This is a genomic window from Haematospirillum sp. 15-248 (genome assembly GCF_012102665.1).
Lineage (GTDB): Bacteria > Pseudomonadota > Alphaproteobacteria > Rhodospirillales > Rhodospirillaceae > Haematospirillum.
Genome location: NZ_JAAVTF010000002.1, coordinates 93,281 through 110,038, shown reverse-complemented (window position 1 = coordinate 110,038; position 16,758 = coordinate 93,281). Strand labels below are relative to the sequence as shown.

21 protein-coding genes are annotated in these 16,758 nt (G+C 63.6%); 2 read left to right on the top strand and 19 right to left on the bottom strand.

Annotated elements, in window-relative coordinates; all coding sequences use genetic code 11:
• Complete coding sequence (locus tag HEQ72_RS03525; protein WP_168022578.1) at positions 1 to 834, bottom strand: 3-keto-5-aminohexanoate cleavage protein; 834 nt, start codon at positions 832 to 834, stop codon at positions 1 to 3.
• A 264-nt stretch (positions 835 to 1,098) separates the two neighbouring features.
• Between HEQ72_RS03525 and HEQ72_RS03520 the strand changes: the two genes are divergently transcribed.
• Entirely contained in the window at positions 1,099 to 2,067 is a 969-nt protein-coding gene (locus tag HEQ72_RS03520; RefSeq protein ID WP_168022577.1) for a tRNA dihydrouridine synthase, read from the top strand.
• A gap of 54 nt (positions 2,068 to 2,121) precedes the next feature.
• Here the strand turns inward: HEQ72_RS03520 and HEQ72_RS03515 are convergent, their stop codons facing one another.
• The 11 genes from HEQ72_RS03515 to HEQ72_RS03465 form a co-directional block, all read right to left on the bottom strand.
• Entirely contained in the window at positions 2,122 to 2,304 is a 183-nt protein-coding gene (locus HEQ72_RS03515) for a hypothetical protein (protein WP_168022576.1), read from the bottom strand.
• A 17-nt stretch (positions 2,305 to 2,321) separates the two neighbouring features.
• Positions 2,322 to 2,762: a cell wall hydrolase gene (locus tag HEQ72_RS03510; RefSeq protein ID WP_168022575.1), complete on the bottom strand. Its 441-nt coding sequence runs from the start codon at positions 2,760 to 2,762 to the stop codon at positions 2,322 to 2,324.
• Positions 2,750 to 3,046: a hypothetical protein gene (locus tag HEQ72_RS03505; RefSeq protein WP_167804925.1), complete on the bottom strand. Its 297-nt coding sequence runs from the start codon at positions 3,044 to 3,046 to the stop codon at positions 2,750 to 2,752. Before HEQ72_RS03505 ends, HEQ72_RS03510 begins: the two co-directional genes overlap by 13 nt.
• Before the next feature lie 63 nt (positions 3,047 to 3,109).
• Complete coding sequence (gene terL / locus HEQ72_RS03500; protein WP_168022574.1) at positions 3,110 to 4,627, bottom strand: phage terminase large subunit; 1,518 nt, start codon at positions 4,625 to 4,627, stop codon at positions 3,110 to 3,112.
• A 30-nt stretch (positions 4,628 to 4,657) separates the two neighbouring features.
• Positions 4,658 to 6,520, bottom strand: coding sequence for a phage head spike fiber domain-containing protein (locus tag HEQ72_RS03495; RefSeq protein WP_168022573.1), 1,863 nt, complete (start codon positions 6,518 to 6,520; stop codon positions 4,658 to 4,660).
• A 39-nt stretch (positions 6,521 to 6,559) separates the two neighbouring features.
• Positions 6,560 to 7,036, bottom strand: a complete 477-nt coding sequence (locus tag HEQ72_RS03490; protein ID WP_168022572.1) for a hypothetical protein — start codon at positions 7,034 to 7,036, stop codon at positions 6,560 to 6,562.
• A 45-nt stretch (positions 7,037 to 7,081) separates the two neighbouring features.
• Positions 7,082 to 9,013: a hypothetical protein gene (locus HEQ72_RS03485; RefSeq protein WP_168022571.1), complete on the bottom strand. Its 1,932-nt coding sequence runs from the start codon at positions 9,011 to 9,013 to the stop codon at positions 7,082 to 7,084.
• Entirely contained in the window at positions 9,010 to 9,579 is a 570-nt protein-coding gene (locus HEQ72_RS03480; protein WP_168020261.1) for a hypothetical protein, read from the bottom strand. Before HEQ72_RS03480 ends, HEQ72_RS03485 begins: the two co-directional genes overlap by 4 nt.
• Before the next feature lie 46 nt (positions 9,580 to 9,625).
• Positions 9,626 to 10,690, bottom strand: coding sequence for a helix-turn-helix domain-containing protein (locus tag HEQ72_RS03475; RefSeq protein ID WP_168022570.1), 1,065 nt, complete (start codon positions 10,688 to 10,690; stop codon positions 9,626 to 9,628).
• A gap of 47 nt (positions 10,691 to 10,737) precedes the next feature.
• A complete protein-coding gene (locus tag HEQ72_RS03470; RefSeq protein WP_168020263.1) occupies positions 10,738 to 10,974 on the bottom strand; it encodes a hypothetical protein in 237 nt (78 codons plus the stop codon).
• 46 nt (positions 10,975 to 11,020) lie between these two features.
• Positions 11,021 to 11,842, bottom strand: coding sequence for a phage capsid protein (locus HEQ72_RS03465; RefSeq protein ID WP_066134517.1), 822 nt, complete (start codon positions 11,840 to 11,842; stop codon positions 11,021 to 11,023).
• A gap of 212 nt (positions 11,843 to 12,054) precedes the next feature.
• Between HEQ72_RS03465 and HEQ72_RS03460 the strand changes: the two genes are divergently transcribed.
• Positions 12,055 to 12,747, top strand: coding sequence for a chemotaxis protein (locus tag HEQ72_RS03460; protein ID WP_168020265.1), 693 nt, complete (start codon positions 12,055 to 12,057; stop codon positions 12,745 to 12,747).
• Positions 12,748 to 12,759: 12 nt separating this feature from the next.
• On the opposite strand, the gene HEQ72_RS03455 is transcribed toward HEQ72_RS03460, so the two are convergent.
• The 7 genes from HEQ72_RS03455 to HEQ72_RS03430 all read right to left on the bottom strand — a co-directional run bounded on the left by HEQ72_RS03455 (position 12,760) and on the right by HEQ72_RS03430 (position 16,735).
• Positions 12,760 to 13,497 carry a capsid assembly protein gene (locus HEQ72_RS03455; RefSeq protein ID WP_168022569.1) on the bottom strand — a complete coding sequence of 246 codons (738 nt, stop codon included), beginning with the start codon at positions 13,495 to 13,497 and terminating at the stop codon, positions 12,760 to 12,762.
• On the bottom strand, positions 13,494 to 13,808 hold the full coding sequence (locus tag HEQ72_RS03450) for a hypothetical protein (protein WP_209316171.1): 315 nt from the start codon (positions 13,806 to 13,808) through the stop codon (positions 13,494 to 13,496). Before HEQ72_RS03450 ends, HEQ72_RS03455 begins: the two co-directional genes overlap by 4 nt.
• The gene (locus tag HEQ72_RS11690; RefSeq protein WP_322099472.1) at positions 13,805 to 14,614 is read right to left on the bottom strand and encodes a portal protein; all 810 of its coding nucleotides are present in this window, start codon (positions 14,612 to 14,614) and stop codon (positions 13,805 to 13,807) included. Before HEQ72_RS11690 ends, HEQ72_RS03450 begins: the two co-directional genes overlap by 4 nt.
• Entirely contained in the window at positions 14,560 to 15,378 is an 819-nt protein-coding gene (locus tag HEQ72_RS11685; protein ID WP_322099471.1) for a portal protein, read from the bottom strand. The genes HEQ72_RS11690 and HEQ72_RS11685 overlap by 55 nt, the downstream gene beginning before the upstream one ends.
• A gap of 3 nt (positions 15,379 to 15,381) precedes the next feature.
• Positions 15,382 to 15,801, bottom strand: coding sequence for a hypothetical protein (locus HEQ72_RS03440; RefSeq protein WP_168022568.1), 420 nt, complete (start codon positions 15,799 to 15,801; stop codon positions 15,382 to 15,384).
• 173 nt (positions 15,802 to 15,974) lie between these two features.
• On the bottom strand, positions 15,975 to 16,370 hold the full coding sequence (locus tag HEQ72_RS03435; RefSeq protein WP_168022567.1) for a hypothetical protein: 396 nt from the start codon (positions 16,368 to 16,370) through the stop codon (positions 15,975 to 15,977).
• Complete coding sequence (locus HEQ72_RS03430) at positions 16,370 to 16,735, bottom strand: hypothetical protein (protein ID WP_168022566.1); 366 nt, start codon at positions 16,733 to 16,735, stop codon at positions 16,370 to 16,372. The genes HEQ72_RS03435 and HEQ72_RS03430 overlap by 1 nt, the downstream gene beginning before the upstream one ends.
• Positions 16,736 to 16,758: the final 23 nt, after the last annotated feature.

The window sequence follows — 16,758 nt, the reverse complement described above, 5'->3', positions numbered from 1 at the left end:
TCACGCATATTCCGGCAATCCCAGCATCTGGCGGGTTTCCGCCACGCTGGCCGGGCGGCAACCATAATCCATACAGCGTGCCACCGCCCGCCGCACCAACTGGCCATTGCTTTCAGCCAGGATATGGCGGGTCAGGCGGATATTGTCTTCCAGACCGGTACGGATGTGCCCGCCCAGGGACAAGGCCCAGTCCATCACCAGATCCTGATGCGACCCAAGCCCGGATGCCATCCACGAGGCGTCCGGGAACAGGTCCCGGATTTCCGCCACCATGAAATCCAGCACCTGACGCCTGGCCGGCAGGGCGGCCTGCCCCCCCAGAACAATGTGAAAGTGCGGACGTTCAGGCAAAAGCCCCTGCCCGATCAAGGCCGCCGTGGCATAAAGCATCGACAGGTCAAACAGCTCCAGGGTCGGCTTGATCCCCATACGCACCACAGCCTGCCCCAGCTCGTGCACCACATCGGGCGGGTTGAGATAGACGCCGCCGGGCATGTTGAAAGACCCCGGGGCCAGCGCCACCATTTCCGGGCGCAAGGGCAGCATCGCCAGCCGCTGGGATGGATCGCCATCCACGCCGCCGGTCGACAGTTCCACCACCATCCCCGGACAATAACGGGCCACACCCTCCATCACCGTGGCGAAACGGTCGGGATCAAAACTCGGATTCTCGTTGTCATCGCGGACATGCAGGTGCAGCAGCGTGGCGCCGGACTCAAACGCGTCCTGCGCACTTTCCACCTGCTCGGCCGGGGCAACAGGCACCGCCGGATTATCCGCCTTGCGCGGGCGTGATCCGGTAATGGCACAACACACAACAACAGGACGACTCATGAAAACCCCATAGTCCCCGGATATACCACGCCACAGGCACATACGCGCCAACCAGCGCCCCCGGTATCGTCATCAGAATCTGGCTGTACCCCTACCCTGCAGCAAGCAGAAGGCGATGCCAAAACGTTTGTTGTCGCCCAAGGACAACGCCACGTCAAGCCCAACCGGATGCACACATGCCTTGTGGCGGAACCGGACCATTGACCCGGGCAGCGGGTTTCGCTACAGAGCAGCCTTCCCGCTTCCCGGATATGGTTCCCTTGCATGCGCCTGATTCTTGCCCCCATGGAAGGGCTGACCGATCCGCCGGCACGCCGCCTTCTGACCGCGACCGGGGCCTTTGAACGGGCCGTGTGCGAATTTGTCCGGGTTTCCCGCGGCCTGTTGCCACCCCATGTCTGGTACCGCCTCTGCCCGGAGCTGCTGACCGGGGGCAGAACCGACTCCGGCACCCCGGTCTATGTCCAGATCATGGGGCCGGAACCCGCCGTGACCGCCGAAAACGCAGCCTTTGTCGCCAGCCTGGGGGCACCGGGGATTGACCTGAACTTCGGCTGCCCGTCAAAAACCGTCAACCGCCGCGCCGCCGGGGCCAGCCTGCTGCGCACGCCCGACCGCATCGCCGCCATTGTCGCCGCCACGCGAAACGCTGTTCCGGATCACATCCCGGTCACCGCCAAGGTCCGCCTGGGTTACGAGGATACCAGCCAGCATCTGGAGATTGCCCTGGCCGCCCGCGATGGCGGTGCCGACGAGCTGGTCGTGCACGCCCGGACCAGGGCCGATGGCTATCGCCCGCCGGCTCGCTGGCCCCTTCTGGACGGTATCCGCCAGGCCGTGGATATCCCTGTCATTGCCAATGGTGAAATCTGGACCCCTCAGGACTGGCACGAATGCGCCCGGGTTTCAGGGTGCGAGGCCGCCATGCTGGGGCGCGGGGCCATTGCCCGTCCGGATCTGGCCCTGCGCCTGAAAACCGGGGCCCCGCCGTGGCCGTGGGAACGGGTCTGCACCCTGCTGCTGCACTATGACAGCCTGCTGGGATCACAGGATGGCTGCACACCGGCTATCCGTGGTGGGCGTCTGAAGCAATGGGTGACCTTTATCGCCCGGCACGCCGGCCATGACTGGCCCCAGGCCAGACCCCTGTTCGAGCGTATCCGGCCGGAACGGGATATCACCACCATCCGGGCCATGCTGGAAGACCGGGAACCGGCGCAATCCACCCCCTGAAACGCAAAAAGAAACCCCCGCTTCCCGAAATATCAGGAAGCGGGGCAAAAGGCTTCAACCCGGACCGTGGTGACGGTCAGGCCGGGCCGGGCCGACATTCAGCGCCAGAAGGTCCACCAGACGCCGCAGGGCACCAACCCGGCGGTCATCGTCCAGACCCGGCGTCACCGCCGCCACCGCCGAGGCCACCGTCACCACCGAGCTGACCAGGTGCCACAGGCCACCAAGATTTTCCATGATCCAGTCCAAAACCCTTACTCCACGATTGTATAAAAAACATGTCCGCCGATTTCCGCCGATGGAATGCGGGACCACGCCCAGCGCGGATGCACCGAACGGGCGTGATAACAAGTGGCACCACCAGTCGGATCCTCCAGAACGCCAGCCACTGCCCGCCGTGCAATGCGCACGCAGACAGCCAGGCACGGATCGCCGGGCACAGCGATCATGGCATCCGGACATCCCCCCGACAGGCTGGACCAACAGGAAAACTGGGCCGGCTTCAGGCAAACATCCGGGATGGTCTGCCCCCACCACATTGCCCGCCCGGCCCGGGCATGGCGGACCCGATTCACCACCACCGCCGCCACTGCTTCCTTTCCTCGCACACTTTCCCCCCTGGCTTCCCCCCACAGGGTACGGGCCAGAATATCGACCGGCTTACCGGAAGCCGGTGACAGCGTTACCCGCTCCACGGTGCCGCCCCCCGCCCCAAAGACCGGACCTGGACCGCATCCAGCTTCAGCTCGATACGCTCCAGATGCGCCCGCAGGCGGTTTTCCACATCCTTCAGGGTCGCCATGGACACATGAGTACGGGCAACCTCCAGCTTGTAGTCGGCCAGGGCCTCCCGCACGGCCCCGGTTCGCGTTTCCGTATCCTGGCGTGTCCGCCAGAGCAGCCAGAGCAGCCCACCCAGCGCCGGCAGCTCCACCGCTGTTACCCACCACATCAGATCCACCGTCCAGGGTATGGACATGCTTCTTTCTCCTCGGGAAAATAGATTGCTCAGAACGCACGGAGCCCTGTGCGCCCATACTCTTCAGACAGAAAAATCGGTGCAGGCCGTCCAGGCAGCCCCCCCGCGCTGCCAGACCGGAGACGGATCGGAAAGACCCGACAAACCGTGGCGACGCAACCGGACCGGTTCAGCCAGCAGACACGCGGCCACGGCATCCAGGCCATCGTCGTGACCACGGCCATCGGGCCGCCAATCCCGCAGCTCGGTGATGAAGGGGGTCTGCAACACACTGCGATGCGCTTTCAGGCGACCGGCGGCCAGCGGCGCATCCAGTGCCTCCAGGATACGTTCTGCCTTTGAACGGTGGCTGGTGTATTCCAGAACCGCTACCGGCAGATTGTCGTCGGCCAGAACCTTGCGCAGCAGGGACGGCAGGAACCGCCCCAGCCCGTTGATCTCCACCCGGATCGCCGGCAGGTGCAGGTCACGCACAAACGCTGCCACATGACGGCACTGCCAGGTTGCCACATCATCCCGGCTCCCCGCCGGTGCTGCCGGCAGCCAGCAGATCCGGTGCAGCCAGTACGTTCCGTCCCCGTCGCAGAACAGGGCCGCCACCACACTGCCGTCCCGCCGGCCATCAGACCCGGCACCAAAGGCCGGATCCCAGCAACAGGCCACCGAAACCATCCGCACCCCGCCAATCGTCAGCAGGCTCTCTCCGTTGCCCTGGATCAGGCGCAGATCGCCGTCGTAAACACGCAGCAGGTCCGGATCCAGACGGCCGTCCTCGCTGTTGACCGGCAACAGCTGCATCTGGCTGGCAAATTTTCTGGGGCCTGTCCGCTGGCGCAACGCCTCGATCGCAGCAGAGGGGAAACGCTCCGGCCAGGCCGGCACACCGTCCGCGTCCACCAGCGGAATCTCAAGACGCTCAAAACCGTCCAGGAACGGGCCGGCGTCCGGATCATCCGGCGAGGCCGTTGCCGCATACACACTGTCCGCCGCATGCGGGGTGCCGATGTAAAGCTGCATGCCCCCCGGCACGATTACATAGTCCAGCTCGCGCAGGCGGGCCCGCAAATCCGACCGCCGGACCACCGATGCGCAGGTGTTGGGCACCTCCACATCGTCACACACCACCAGATCAGCCCGGGCCCCGGTAATGTTGGCCCCGATCCCGCGGGCCAGCATCGACGGGTCACGCCACTCCGCCTGGCGGGCCACGGTAAATTCATCCGCCGCCCATTGGTCACGTGATGGCGGCAGCAACCCCGGTGTCATCACGTGACGCTCGATAATCCGTTTGACATTGCGGGCCATCTTGCGGGCCAAACCATGCTCGGCCGCCACCACCAGAATACGGGTTTCGGGAACCCGGTACAGGACCCAGGCACAGAACAGGCCGACCAGGGTGGATTTACCGGAATTGCGGAAAGACATCAAAAGTGCGTTGCGCTGCACCGGGCTGGACCAGCGTTGCTCCAGCCACCCGGCCATGCGGTGATGATGTGCCGGCGTCCCCAGGTTCATCGCCGTGTTCCAGGCCATGACAAAGGCGGGAAAGCTTTCGCCCCCGCCAACAGGATACTCTTGCATTTCACACTCCCGGAAAAAGAACCGGGGCCGTCAGGATCGGGTCATCACCACCAAGTGATCATCGCTCAGGCGTTCGGTGAACACGGCAACACGGCGCACCCAGCCATACAGGAACCGGGTTGGCCCGCCCCGCAGCTGACACCCCAGAGCCAATGCAGTGCATGTCCAGGGCTTCCCGAACTGCGATGTCTGGAACACAACCCCGTCGTGCACCGCCACAATGCCCCGGTCACTCCAGCCCATCGCGAAACGCAGCGGCACACCCTCGCGAACCGGAATGCCGCTTTTGCTTTTCCCGCCAAAACCCGAGGCAATACTGCCCAGATTCACCGCTATGCCTTCCTTGTACACACCCAGGGATGCTTCAACGACCTTGCCGGCATCGGCGCTGGAGAACAGGGTCTGGGGGTCGGGATGTTCCGGCCCCGGAACCACCTCGACGTACAAACTCCCCACAGCCTCATCCAGACGGGTCCCGATATCGTCAACCTTCAGGACATCCGCCTCACGGAAAGCACCTTGCGGACCGTCAACAATCGCCGAGGTCGGCACCCGCCCGGTTTCGCACTGCATCCAGTCCACAACAACAGCATCATAGGCCTGTGCCATCCGGATCCCGGGCTGTATCGGACCGGCTTCTGCCACACAGTGCACACGGGCCATCCCGGTGGCGGCCAGCCGGTCGGTAATATCCACCCACGTTGTCCCGCCATCACAGGTCAGCGAAACGGCCCCCGTTCCCTTCACCCGCCCGATCCACAGGCTGAACACACACGGCGCACTGGCTTCCAGGCGGCTTGTCAGCAGTATCCCATCCGCCGCCGATGCCTCCAGAACCCGGGCCGTAGCCGGTGCCGTGCCGTCAAAGATCTTGATGCGGGTTGCCGTGCACTGCGACAAAAGGGTTGCCGTGTCCGTACCCAGCAGGTTTTTGGCCGGCCCCTCGACATGCCAGCCCAGATAGGTCTGCCCGTCAGGACTGAAATCATCACGCACGGTATCAGCCGTGGCAGAAACAACACGGCCGGTCCGGTCAACCCGGGTTGCCGAATAGTCCTGCTGCACCTTCAGCAGATAGGGCACCCGGTCGGGCACCGCCCGCATATACACCGACGGCACCAGAGGCCCGAACCGCTCCGATGCCGACAGCTGGCTGCCCTGGACCGAAGCCGATGCCACACTGCCATACAGGCGGTCGTGCACCCGCTGCAACACCCGCTGTGCCCAGACCGATTCATCAGACAGCCAGGACGCCTGCCCCCCGACCAGATCCGCTGTCTTCCAGCTGTCCTCGTCCTTTGCCGCACCACCGGGTGTCAACGCCCCCGTACTGCCGGTGGCCACAGATGCCACTTTTGGCAGGACCGTGTCCGGCGGCGAACCAGCCCGCAGCTCCTCCACGGCCCGCACCAGACGAACAAAACTGTCCGGTCCATTGACCAGGCGCCGCCCGTCCTCCGACCACCCGATGATCTGCCCCGGCTGCGGGACAGGCAGAACCGGACGCACCGGAGCCTCCACATCAACCGGCAACACAACCGACCGGTCTATCTGTTCTTCAAGCTGCTGCATCAACACCAGATGGTGGTCCAGCTCCATACGCAGCGCCTGGCCTGATACCTGGCCACGGGCCATGATCTCGGCCTTACGGGCAATCAGCAAATGACGCTTCAGAACGATCACACTACCCTGGGCCGGCGGCACGACAAAGGAAATGCTGCCCCCGTTTTCCCGCCCCAGGCCGGTGACGTAATACCCCTCGCGGCACACCGCACCATCGAGCCACACCTGCAGGTCATCCGGCGTAAAAATCCGGAAATGAAACGGATAGGTCCCGGTTATGCCGTCCCCCGTGTAACGATGAAACCGTCTTTCATATCTTTGTGCTTTCACGGATATCTGCCCCCACAGAATACCACCCGGATGAAGAATTCAGTCGCGGGCAATCACAGTGTCATCAAACACATTATTGGCGTGAGATCTCTTGAGCAGGGCATCCATCTCCCGCTGCTTTTGCGCGACTTCCCGTACAATGCGGGACTGGACAGCAGCCTGCCTGTCAGAGCGTTCAATGGCACGATTGGCATCCTCGGACAGACTGTCGGTCAGGGCCTGGAACGATGCAGACTCCATCCCGCCGGGCGACAGGGCAGCACGGGCCCGACGCGTTGCCAGCTCGCGGTCCAACTTGCGCTGCTGACGCAGTACATCATCCTGCCGCCGCAATGCAATCATCTCCCGGCGAGAAGTCTCCTCTGGATCAGGGGCAGCAAAATCCGGTTCGGGCCGCGAAACCACGGGCACCGTACGCGGTACCTCGCTGTCTCGCGCCCTGCGGCGTGGCACATCCCCGAACGAAGACCCGCCCCGGGCACGGATAAAAGGTTCTATAGCCTGGAAACCGGCCACGACTTTCTCCTCACTGCAATCAGGATCATAAAAAAAACCGGCCTCTCAGCCGGCGGAACGAAGATCGGTCAGAACCGAAAGAATGGTGCAGGGTGCCGGCGTATCCTGCTCGATACGCCACAATGGCCGGGGATGCCCGGTCCGCCAGCCCAGCGCCCGCACGGCAACCTCGCACACCGCCTTGTCGTCCTCTGCATCCCCGCGAAAGGACAGTGGCACAGCAGCACAGAAATCAACCGGCACCGGGCCGGAACCGGTATCCACAACCAGGTGCCCTGTCCCCAGAACCCGGAACGAAGCCCGGATCAGGCGGATGCTGCGCCCGTATACGCCTCCGCCTGCCCCTGCAACAGCGGGCGGCAGCGGCTCCACAACATGGGAAAATGGCAATCCGACATCCGGCGACCGCAGGGGATGCGACAGATGAACCCACCCCCGGCGCACGGTCGCCGGCACAAAGCCCTGATCCGCACCCGCCACATACACCTGCTTGTTGTCCAGCGCCACCAGCCCGCCCAGCGATGCCACCGCCCCGCGGGTTTCCCTTTTCTGGGCACAGTCGGTAAAGGCGGTCTCGTCCAGACACTCCAGACACACCACCGCACCACGACGGACCAGAAGACAGGTCAACCCGCCACAGACCCGCACCGACAAAATGTCCCCGTCGGTTTCCTGGACACTCCAGGCGGTGATCTGCTCGCGGCGATAGTTGGTGACGGTTGCCATGGTCCCCGCACCCATCACCATATGCAGCAGACGCCAGCGCGGGTCATAATCCATATCCACCGGGTCCTCCACCCGGTGCGAAGCCATCAGCGACAAATCCTGGGCCTGATAGGCCTGCTCGCTGTCGGAAAACAGGAAGGCCCGCAGCTCCCGCCCGCCGGCAGCCACAAAGACCGTGGCCCCGTCCACATCACAGGGCGGAATGGACCGGGATGCCAGGCTGCCGATCCCGGTCTGCCGACGAACCAGGATACTGGCCGGACTCAGGGGTTCCCCCAGCACCATCCACTCTGCCCCGGTGGTAAACACCTGCAGGTGGCGGCCCGGGAACACATGGCGGATGGCGTTGACCTGATCCGACAGGATCGGCATGTGCAACGCATCGTCATCCAGCCCCTGCCCGGGGTCAAAGTTGAAAAAATCCCCCACCCGCGACAGCCACAAGTGATGCGGCAAATCCCGCGACCCCCCGATCACCAGACGGTTCTGGTGAAACGTGACCGAAACCGGCCACCCCCGTGCTTCGGAAAAAACTGCTTCCACCCAGTCGGTGCTGTATGCGGCCGCAGGCAGGGTTCCCTCGACCCGCGCCTTCATTTTTTGCGCTGTCACCCGGGACAGCAATTTCACCGGCACCCCGCGCAAACGGATCCACCCGCCAACATGCGCCGGGGTAAAGAACGGCTTGTCGGCATGCAGGTGCACCTCTCCGGTCACACCGCCATCCGTGCGCAAGGCAACGTCAAGCGGTGCAAACCGGGCAAACGGTACCTTGGGAACACCTCCCTGCCCGGTTTCAAAGACCCACGGCGTCACCGACCAGGAATCCTCTGCATGGCAGACAATCTTGTGCGGCGGCACCAGCGGATGAACCACCAGCAGGGTGTCGCTGCTCTGGCTCCAGTTGATCGCGGCCAGATGCTCCAGCGTCCACGGGGTTTCCAGCGCCTGGATATACTGGACCTCCTGCCCCGATGGCAGCGGCCTGAACACGGTCATCTTCCGGTCGGTCAACACCAGCACAAAGACCAGCGCCGTGTTGAACTCAAAGGACAGAAGACGACCCGGACCCGACGCAACAGCCAGCCACCGCAAACCGGGACGGCGAGTTATGCCCCCGGTCGGACGCACCAGAACATTGCGCAAACACGCCGCACCATTGTCCCACAGGCGCAGGTCCACCCGCCCCAGCAGATCGGGGGCCAGCTCCCCGGCCGTGAAGTTGGACTTGACATGACCATGCCCGCTCATCGCCGCACATCCAGAAGAATGCTGCTGCCCACACGCTTTGGCGTATCCTCGCTGGAATCAACCGCCCGCGCCCGCCGGAACTCCTGCTCCGCCGCCTGCCACAGGTGATCCGCCCGCCCCGCGCTTTCGGTCAGGGGCAAACAGAACGCCGCCGCCAGGCGCAAGACCAGGGCATTGACAAAAAAAGCCGGAAACACACTCTCCGGAACGGCGGCAATGTAATGCAGGACAACCGGCGAGGCGTCACACTCCACCTGACGCCCCACAATGCGGTACGCCACCCCCCGGTCCTGTCCGACACGCCCGACCGACAAAACCCGCAGACACGCCACCGGCAAAGGTGCCGTAAAGGCATACCCCGAACACGATACAGACGGCATGACCGGCACCACTTCGGTGGTCAGGGCAAAATTCCACGGATGCACCGACAGAAAGGCATCGCGGACCATATCATAGAAATGGCGCGCCACCTCGGCCACCGGGGTTGGATCTTCCAGCGACGAAACCGGCAGGGCGCCGATCATCAGCAGCGCGCGGTTGCAGATATCAATCCTGTCCAGGGCCATGCCTGCTTCCTTTCACCAACACCACAGACAACGAACCGCACAGGCTTCAGACGCCCGGCCCGGCAGGATCCCCGGTACCGGAAAACGCGTCCAGAACGGCCTGCGGGGTCTGCCCCATATTCGGCCAGCCCTTCCCGGGGCAACGGGTGTTGTAATCCTTCAACCATGCCGCAAAGGCGACCTGCACCGCTTCCAGCGTCCCGAAAGGCCGCTCCCGGATCCGGGGCAGGAAGAACTCCTCACGCACAGTGTCGCGAAACCGTTCGACAAAACTGCCGCGCCGGGATGGCAGGGAATCAACTGTCTGATGCCCGATCCCCGCCAGATCCAGATACGTCTGGTACAGGTGCCTGGCCCCGCCGACAAATTCCCGCCCGGTATCAGTTCGCACGACATGAACAGGCCAGCCATGACGGCGGAAGAACGGCAGCGCCATATTGTGCAGAACTGCGGTCGCGGCTTCCGGGCGACGACTGTCATGCAGAAACCCGAAAGCATAGGACGAAAAGGTGTCCACCACGGCATGCAGGTACACCTTACTTCCGCGTCCGGGACAAAAGACAAAGAAGCTGTCCGCGTCCAGAACCTCGCCCGGGGCCTTTGAAACCGGCGACAACTCGCGGAAGCACGGGTTCATGCGTTCCACAAACGCGGTCTGTTCCGCGCTCAGGACCAGCGTACCCGCAGCCCATTGCTGTTCCAGGGCCAACCAACGATCCACCGCACCGCCCAGGCCATTGTCCCCCAGAACACGCTGGACCAACGCGGCGGACAGGGCCATGCCCTCATCGGCCAAGGCTGCGGACAGGCGGACCTGCCCCCACGCCGGATGCTCCAGGGCCATGGCTACAACACGTTCAACCACCGCCACCGGGATCGAACGCCGCCGCCCTCGACGGGACTCCCTCATCACCGCATGGTCCTGGAGTCCGTCAAAGCCACTCTGGCGGAACTGCTCGGCCAGGCGGGAGAAACACTCCCGCCCGCCTGATTTCCGGCGGCGGATACCGGCCACATCAGCCAACATGCGCCCCAGATCGGCAACATCCATCACCCCGGCAGAAGACCCTGTGCCAGGTCCCGCACCGGAACTGTCAAACACTGTATTCATTATTTCTCTCACTGCGTAATAGGGAAGACATCACCGTGAACCGGCTGTCAGGACAGGGCCGTGACAGTCACCCCTGAACGTCCCGCATCCTGGACCCGGTACAGGGCCACGGTGCGGGTGTTTTCATCATCCAGGTTGACCACCATCAGGTCCCCCTTGCGCAGCATGTCCGCCACGCTGTTGAAATACCCGGTTGCCAGGGTGGTATCTTTAGTCCGGTAATGCCACTGGGTAAATCCATTGGCATACGACAGAACAGACAGGTTGCAACGTTCAAAAGCCATGGCGGCATTCCTTTGTCCTGCAATCATGCAATCGTGGCAGCAATCCTCATGTTTCCAGGCATGGCATGGAAACAATGCCCCGGGTATCAATCAGGGCCGCACCCTGACTCATCATATTGTTGACAAAATGGGCAGCCCGGTCGCCGTGCCAGGAAATATCCGTCACCACATCAGAGCCAACAGCATGCCCGACCGCCGTACGGTGATACCAGAAACAGCTGCGCACTTTTCCTTCAGACAGGGGCAGACCGGTATGAGGCATCCACAAACTGCCCAACCACCGCTTGGCCTGGGTACCCTGCCACGGCAACGCGTCGGGTCCTATATAATCCGAACGCGCAAATTCAGAAATCTTCAGAAGTTCAGACCATTGCTTCCAGCCGACAATCACAAACCGTTCGCCGTCATCGGGCACATCGGCATTGCCCAGTTGCTCGAAAGCGGCCAGGGCCTTTTCCCGCGTCATCCCGGTTGTACCGTCCAGCGCCGACACGGTTGCCTTGGCCATCTCGGCCAGAATCAGCTCGTCGGTCTTGCGCCCCAAGGCACCGGCCCCCGCCTTTACCAGAACGGCCCGCTCGTCCAGGCTGGTCTTCAGCTCGTCCAGGCGGTCCACCCAATCCCCGGCATAATAATCCTGAAGGATACATTCCACCGGGGTATGGTCCATGTTCATGACCGGAACCATGCCATGGCGCGCCTTGGTCGAGGCCGTGCCCTTGCCAACCTTCTGGAAAACGGTCGAACTCCCCCTTATTCCTCCCTTGCTGCGCACCGTCGGGCGCAGGCGGGACCCGTACTGCTGATAGGCCAGATGCACATCGGCCTGAAAATGCTTGATAAAAGACTTGTCGACAGAGACTGACATAAAAGCTCCTTATGGTTGAAAAACGACAACGGGGAGCAGGACACGACCCGGCGGAAAAACAAACACCCGAAAACCGTCATTTGTGTTGCACCGTCGCCCGGGGCTCGTATCCTTGGGACGGTGTGGCCCTGGTTCGTCCACATCCGCCCGGAAACGGTCCCGGATTGCGCCGCGCAGACCCCAGTCAACCCCGTGGCAGACGAGGCAACGACGTGTCCACAGAAGCAGCCACAGAAGCAGCCGCAGAAATCCCGGCCGACGCACCGGTTGTTGTCGAGCACCGCCTTGAAGGCCGGGCCGGCGAAATGTTCACCCAGTGCGAAACCGCCCTGCAGGCCTTTGTCAAACTGCGTGAACTGTCCGAAGACATGCGGATTCTGTCACTGAATGCCGAACTGGCCGCCGGCCGGGCCGGAACCGCCGGCGTGGCCGTGCGGGCCCTGACCCAGTACACCCGGCAGCTGGTCAGCCAGCTGAACCGGGTTCAGGAAGACATGAACACCCTGCAGGCCCGGGCCGAAGAACTGGTTGCGTCCAACAACGGCACGTCAGGCGGCGAAGGTGGTGAGGAAAACGCCAGTTCCCTTCCCGTGCACGAGTTGTCCGACCGGGAAAGGGAAGATCAGGAACAAAGCGCGATCTCCACCATCAGCGACCATGCCAAGCAGATTTCTGTCCACGCCCAGACCATCCGGCGTATCGCCGAGCAATCCAACGGTATTGCCACCAACATCGCCATCGAGGCCGCCGGTGCCGGACGCTACGAACCGGAATTCCGGACCGTTGCAAACACCATGAAACGCTATATCGCCGATTTGCGGGCGATGGTGGACGACTCCGAACGGGCGGTCAAACAGGTCCTGGAATCCGGGGAACGCCTCAACAACGCCCGCAAGGGGAACTGACCAGCCACCTCCCTATCCGGGATACAGGCGCCGGAATCCCTCGCTCACGCGGCGGACCAACGCCGGGTCGCGGTCGCGCCAATAGCGGGGATCACGCATCAGACTCCGGATATCGTCTTCCGATGCCGCCACACCTGCCCCGCCAGACCGGCCCAGCCCCGGTTCCGGAGAGGTCATCATCCGGTGCAGGGCAATCACCCCCTCTGCCGTTCGTGACAGGGTCTCCAGAACATCCGCCGACAGATTCGCCCGCCCCCAGGCCATAACCTGACGCTGAATCTCGTGCCAGCGGTCCTCCCCCCCGAAATGCTGTACCAGACGCGTCTTCTGGCACTCCGCCTCAAAGACTTCGGCCATCTGCTCCAGAACCGGGATCACTTTTTCAAGCGCCAGGTCATAGACCAGCTGCGCCTGCTCGGCCGTAAAGCCACACCGGTGCAGACGGGCGTTCACATCAGGATCCGGCTCCAGCAACGGGTGATGACAGGTAATGCAATAATCCTCCGGCTTGTCCGGCACCCCGCGCAAACGATCAAGGGCCCGGCGCCCGTCAAAGCCGGATTCAGGCCCCGAACCCCCTTTGCCGGCCTGCAGCCGGGCCTCCAGCTCCCGGCACGCCTGCACCAGGGCTTCACGCTCGGCATCCGCCGCCCCGCTGCGGGAAACAGCCGGACGTTCCGCCGCCAAAGCCGGAGGGGCACACCCCCCGACAGAAACAGCGGTACTGGGTGTATCAGATAAATGGATCATTCCGTCCTCTCGTTACTGCATGTCTTCCGGTACAACGGAACCACTCCGCCGCCGCGATCAATCAAGGCCAGCAACCAGGCAACCAGGGCCCTTTGTCCTTCCAGGTGACGCAGCGCCGCATCCGGCAACGCCGGCCCGGCTGTCCGGTGCAGGGTCATCCCGACCAAGGCATCCAGCACACACTGCCCGTCCACACCGGCAAAGCACCGCGCCGCCGCCGTGGCCAGCCCGGTTGCCTGCTCCGGGTCGGGGACAACACCGTGCCCCGGCCCCGGAAACAGCCAGGCATCGCGCCCGGCGTCTTGCGTCATGTGCCGTCTCCTTCACCTGCATCCGTTGGACTGGAATCCCCATCCGGAACCGGCCGTACCGGCACCGGAAGCGGTGAGGCCAGCAGATCCGCCGGCACCCCCAGCGCCCGGCCCAGCCAACGTGCGGCTGCGGCCGGATCAACCACCGCCATGCCTTCCAGCCCCAGACGCCGCAGGCTGTCCAGCCACATCAGCGCGTTGCGGGCATCATCCCGGGCCTGCTGGCGGGCCACCGGGGCGCTGTAGCGCAGGTCCACCAGACGCCCGTCCACCCGAAGATCCGGTATTTCCCCGCGCCGCCGCAGGATCGAGACCGCCCGCATGACCAGCGGCGTCAGCAGTTCGGTCTGCAAACGCCCATAGGTCGCGCCCAGGATACGGGCCATCTGGGTGGATCGCTCCAGAACCTCGGTCGCGGTCATCCGCGGGCTGTTGACCTGCCCCAGACGATCGGCCAGCAACGCATGGCGGATCCGCGCCCGCAGATCATCCAGAACCAGCTGGCTGACATCAAACCGCCCCGGGGTGGCCAGCGGCGTCAACCCGCTGGATCCCGGTGCCTTGGGAATGATCGATCCCGGCAACAGCGAAATGTTTGCCGGGTTCAACACCCCGTCATCCTCGGCCATCCAGATCCCGGTCACCGCAATCGATGCATTGCGCAGCACCAGCTCCACCACCTTGTTGGCCGTCTTGATATCGGGCAGCGCCTTCATCACCGGCGACCGCCCGTATGCCTCCCCCGGTGCTTTCAGCCAGCGGAAACACACAAACGGCGAGGCCGGAAACATTCCGTCACGCAGCACAACAGTCCGCTCCCCGGACCAATGTGAACCCGATGGCAGCAACAGCGCCGTATACCGGTACCCGTTCGGCACAGGCTCGGAAGCTTCCAGAACCTCCACCAGCGGGTCGCCGCTGTCATCGCCCCCCCCGGGCGCACATCCGGCACATCGGCGTCCGGGAACCGGTGCCGCACATGGGACAACGGCATCGCGGCATGGCGATACACCACATCCAGCCGCCCCGAAGGCCCTTCGTCCAGGGTCAGCTCCGTCATCGGGATTGCCGAAAAACGAAAGGCGCTGATCTCGCCCGGCGGGGCTTCCTCGAACAGCAAGGCCGCCGTACCGATTGTCACCAGATCCAGGAAACACTGGTGCAGCTCCACCGCAAAGGTCGAGCGGTCGAAATGCAGACGCAGTGTCTCGGCCACATCTTCCAGCAGCGGTGCCAGAGACGCCCGCCCCACCTCGTCCAGCCCGACGCCACCCTCCAGACCGAACCACCGGGTCCAGGGCGGCGTCAACTCGGCCAGCAAGCTTGCGGCCAGCTGGTCCACGGCATCGGGCGCCGTCCCGTCAAACAGACGGTCCGTGCGCTTTCCCCCGACCGGAGACCCGAACAGACCGGTCCGCTGGGGCAAGGCAAATTCATAACATTCCTGCCAGTGCGCCTCCCACAGACGGCGACGCTCCAGCGCCCGCTGATAACGGGCCAGAAGACCCTCGGCACCACCATGCCCGGGTTCCGGGTCCATCTTGAAACGAATATCCAGGGAACGCCCCATGCCCTATTCCCCCAGCAGCGAACGACGGCCCGACAGGGTTGAACCACCATCCCCCCGGTCCCGCGATGTACCGGACAGGGTTTCAGTCCAGTATCCGGACAACAGGGGCAAATACCGGGGCCGGACCGGGCGCGGACGCGCCGCCTCAACCGATTCCCGGGATGCCTTTGCCAACACGGATACGACAGGCGCGGATGGCACACTCCCCCCGCCTGCCGGCTCTGTCGGAGCGGGAGCCGGGGGAGGAGGTGGTGGTGGAGCGGAAACAACAGGAGCAATACGGATCTCGGGCATTGGCAAACCACGCAGCCCGGATGAACCGGACATATGCGATGACAGCAAGGCCGACCCGGCATGAGACGGACCAAAACGGCGCATGGCCAGCATCATGGCTGCATTGGTGGACGGCGTAAAACTGGCCATCAAATCCCCCTGTTCACACAATCCAGAAACACAACACGCCAACGCCAAAAACCCGCCTGCCGGAACGACAGGCGGGTTTCCCCCGTCAGCAATCCGGCACGGTGGACACACCTCCGGCGTTGACAGGGATTGGTATACAGAGAGACACCCCAAAAGTCAAGAATATTTTCCTATTAGAGGTCTTTTTTCTCATTCAACAGCGCCCGGTACAACTGCCAGGGCGTCAGAACCCAGGGCCAGCGACGCCCCAGAATGCGCTTCACCGCCTCCACGCAACTAAAGACACGCACCGGCGCCAAACGGTGCGGCGGCACACCCCGCCGCGTAACAACCGTCTGATAGCCCCCCGCCGCCATCACCTGCGCCACATCCAGAGCCGGGCACACCGGATCAACAGGCATCACGATCACTTCGGTACAGTGCGCCATGGGATTGACCACAACCCACCCCCCACGGCCGGCATCACAGACCGCGATCAGGCAATGACGGAACCCCGGGCGCAATATCTTGAGAAAGGGCACATCCGCTACGCCGGAAAAGCCAACAACGGCATCAGACTCCCCGGCCATCACCCGACAATCCCCTTGCGCCGCAATGGCTCTTCCAGAAGTCTCAGCCCCTCTTCCCACCACCGGGCGGCCTGCCGCTCTTCCTCCAGGCGGGCATCCGGTGGAGCCAATGCACGCCCGTAACGGGCCAGAACCATGGCCTGCCGTGCTCCCAGCACATTCTGTTGCCGCAACCCGGCCGCCACACGGTACACATCATCGGGATCACAGGGCCGCGCCGTGTCACCGGCATCCGCCACAAAACGCGCCCCCTCGTCACGGGCCAGCTGGCACCGCCAGAACCATAACCAAGCCTCCTCCGCACTCATGAACGGACAACTTTCTCGTATACTCAGGGGGCGCGGCGCCTTTCGCCGTGTTGCCATCAGGTCGTCTCCACGTTAAGACA

What these genes read in the sequence shown, in the direction of transcription:
- HEQ72_RS03450 (WP_209316171.1), bottom strand. Translation starts at nt 13,808, where the DNA reads ATGACGCAAGACGCCGGGCGCGATGCCTGGCTGTTTCCGGGGCCGGGG.
- HEQ72_RS03465 (WP_066134517.1), bottom strand. Translation starts at nt 11,842, where the DNA reads ATGTCAGTCTCTGTCGACAAGTCTTTTATCAAGCATTTTCAGGCCGAT.
- HEQ72_RS03485 (WP_168022571.1), bottom strand. Translation starts at nt 9,013, where the DNA reads ATGAGCGGGCATGGTCATGTCAAGTCCAACTTCACGGCCGGGGAGCTG.
- terL (WP_168022574.1), bottom strand. Translation starts at nt 4,627, where the DNA reads ATGCAAGAGTATCCTGTTGGCGGGGGCGAAAGCTTTCCCGCCTTTGTC.
- HEQ72_RS03435 (WP_168022567.1), bottom strand. Translation starts at nt 16,370, where the DNA reads ATGGCCGGGGAGTCTGATGCCGTTGTTGGCTTTTCCGGCGTAGCGGAT.
- HEQ72_RS03470 (WP_168020263.1), bottom strand. Translation starts at nt 10,974, where the DNA reads ATGGCTTTTGAACGTTGCAACCTGTCTGTTCTGTCGTATGCCAATGGA.
- HEQ72_RS03515 (WP_168022576.1), bottom strand. Translation starts at nt 2,304, where the DNA reads ATGGAAAATCTTGGTGGCCTGTGGCACCTGGTCAGCTCGGTGGTGACG.
- HEQ72_RS03430 (WP_168022566.1), bottom strand. Translation starts at nt 16,735, where the DNA reads ATGGCAACACGGCGAAAGGCGCCGCGCCCCCTGAGTATACGAGAAAGT.
- HEQ72_RS11685 (WP_322099471.1), bottom strand. Translation starts at nt 15,378, where the DNA reads ATGGGGCGTTCCCTGGATATTCGTTTCAAGATGGACCCGGAACCCGGG.
- HEQ72_RS03475 (WP_168022570.1), bottom strand. Translation starts at nt 10,690, where the DNA reads ATGAATACAGTGTTTGACAGTTCCGGTGCGGGACCTGGCACAGGGTCT.
- HEQ72_RS03480 (WP_168020261.1), bottom strand. Translation starts at nt 9,579, where the DNA reads ATGGCCCTGGACAGGATTGATATCTGCAACCGCGCGCTGCTGATGATC.
- HEQ72_RS03440 (WP_168022568.1), bottom strand. Translation starts at nt 15,801, where the DNA reads ATGGCCAGTTTTACGCCGTCCACCAATGCAGCCATGATGCTGGCCATG.
- HEQ72_RS03505 (WP_167804925.1), bottom strand. Translation starts at nt 3,046, where the DNA reads ATGTCCATACCCTGGACGGTGGATCTGATGTGGTGGGTAACAGCGGTG.
- HEQ72_RS03525 (WP_168022578.1), bottom strand. Translation starts at nt 834, where the DNA reads ATGAGTCGTCCTGTTGTTGTGTGTTGTGCCATTACCGGATCACGCCCG.
- HEQ72_RS03520 (WP_168022577.1), top strand. Translation starts at nt 1,099, where the DNA reads ATGCGCCTGATTCTTGCCCCCATGGAAGGGCTGACCGATCCGCCGGCA.
- HEQ72_RS03455 (WP_168022569.1), bottom strand. Translation starts at nt 13,497, where the DNA reads ATGATCCATTTATCTGATACACCCAGTACCGCTGTTTCTGTCGGGGGG.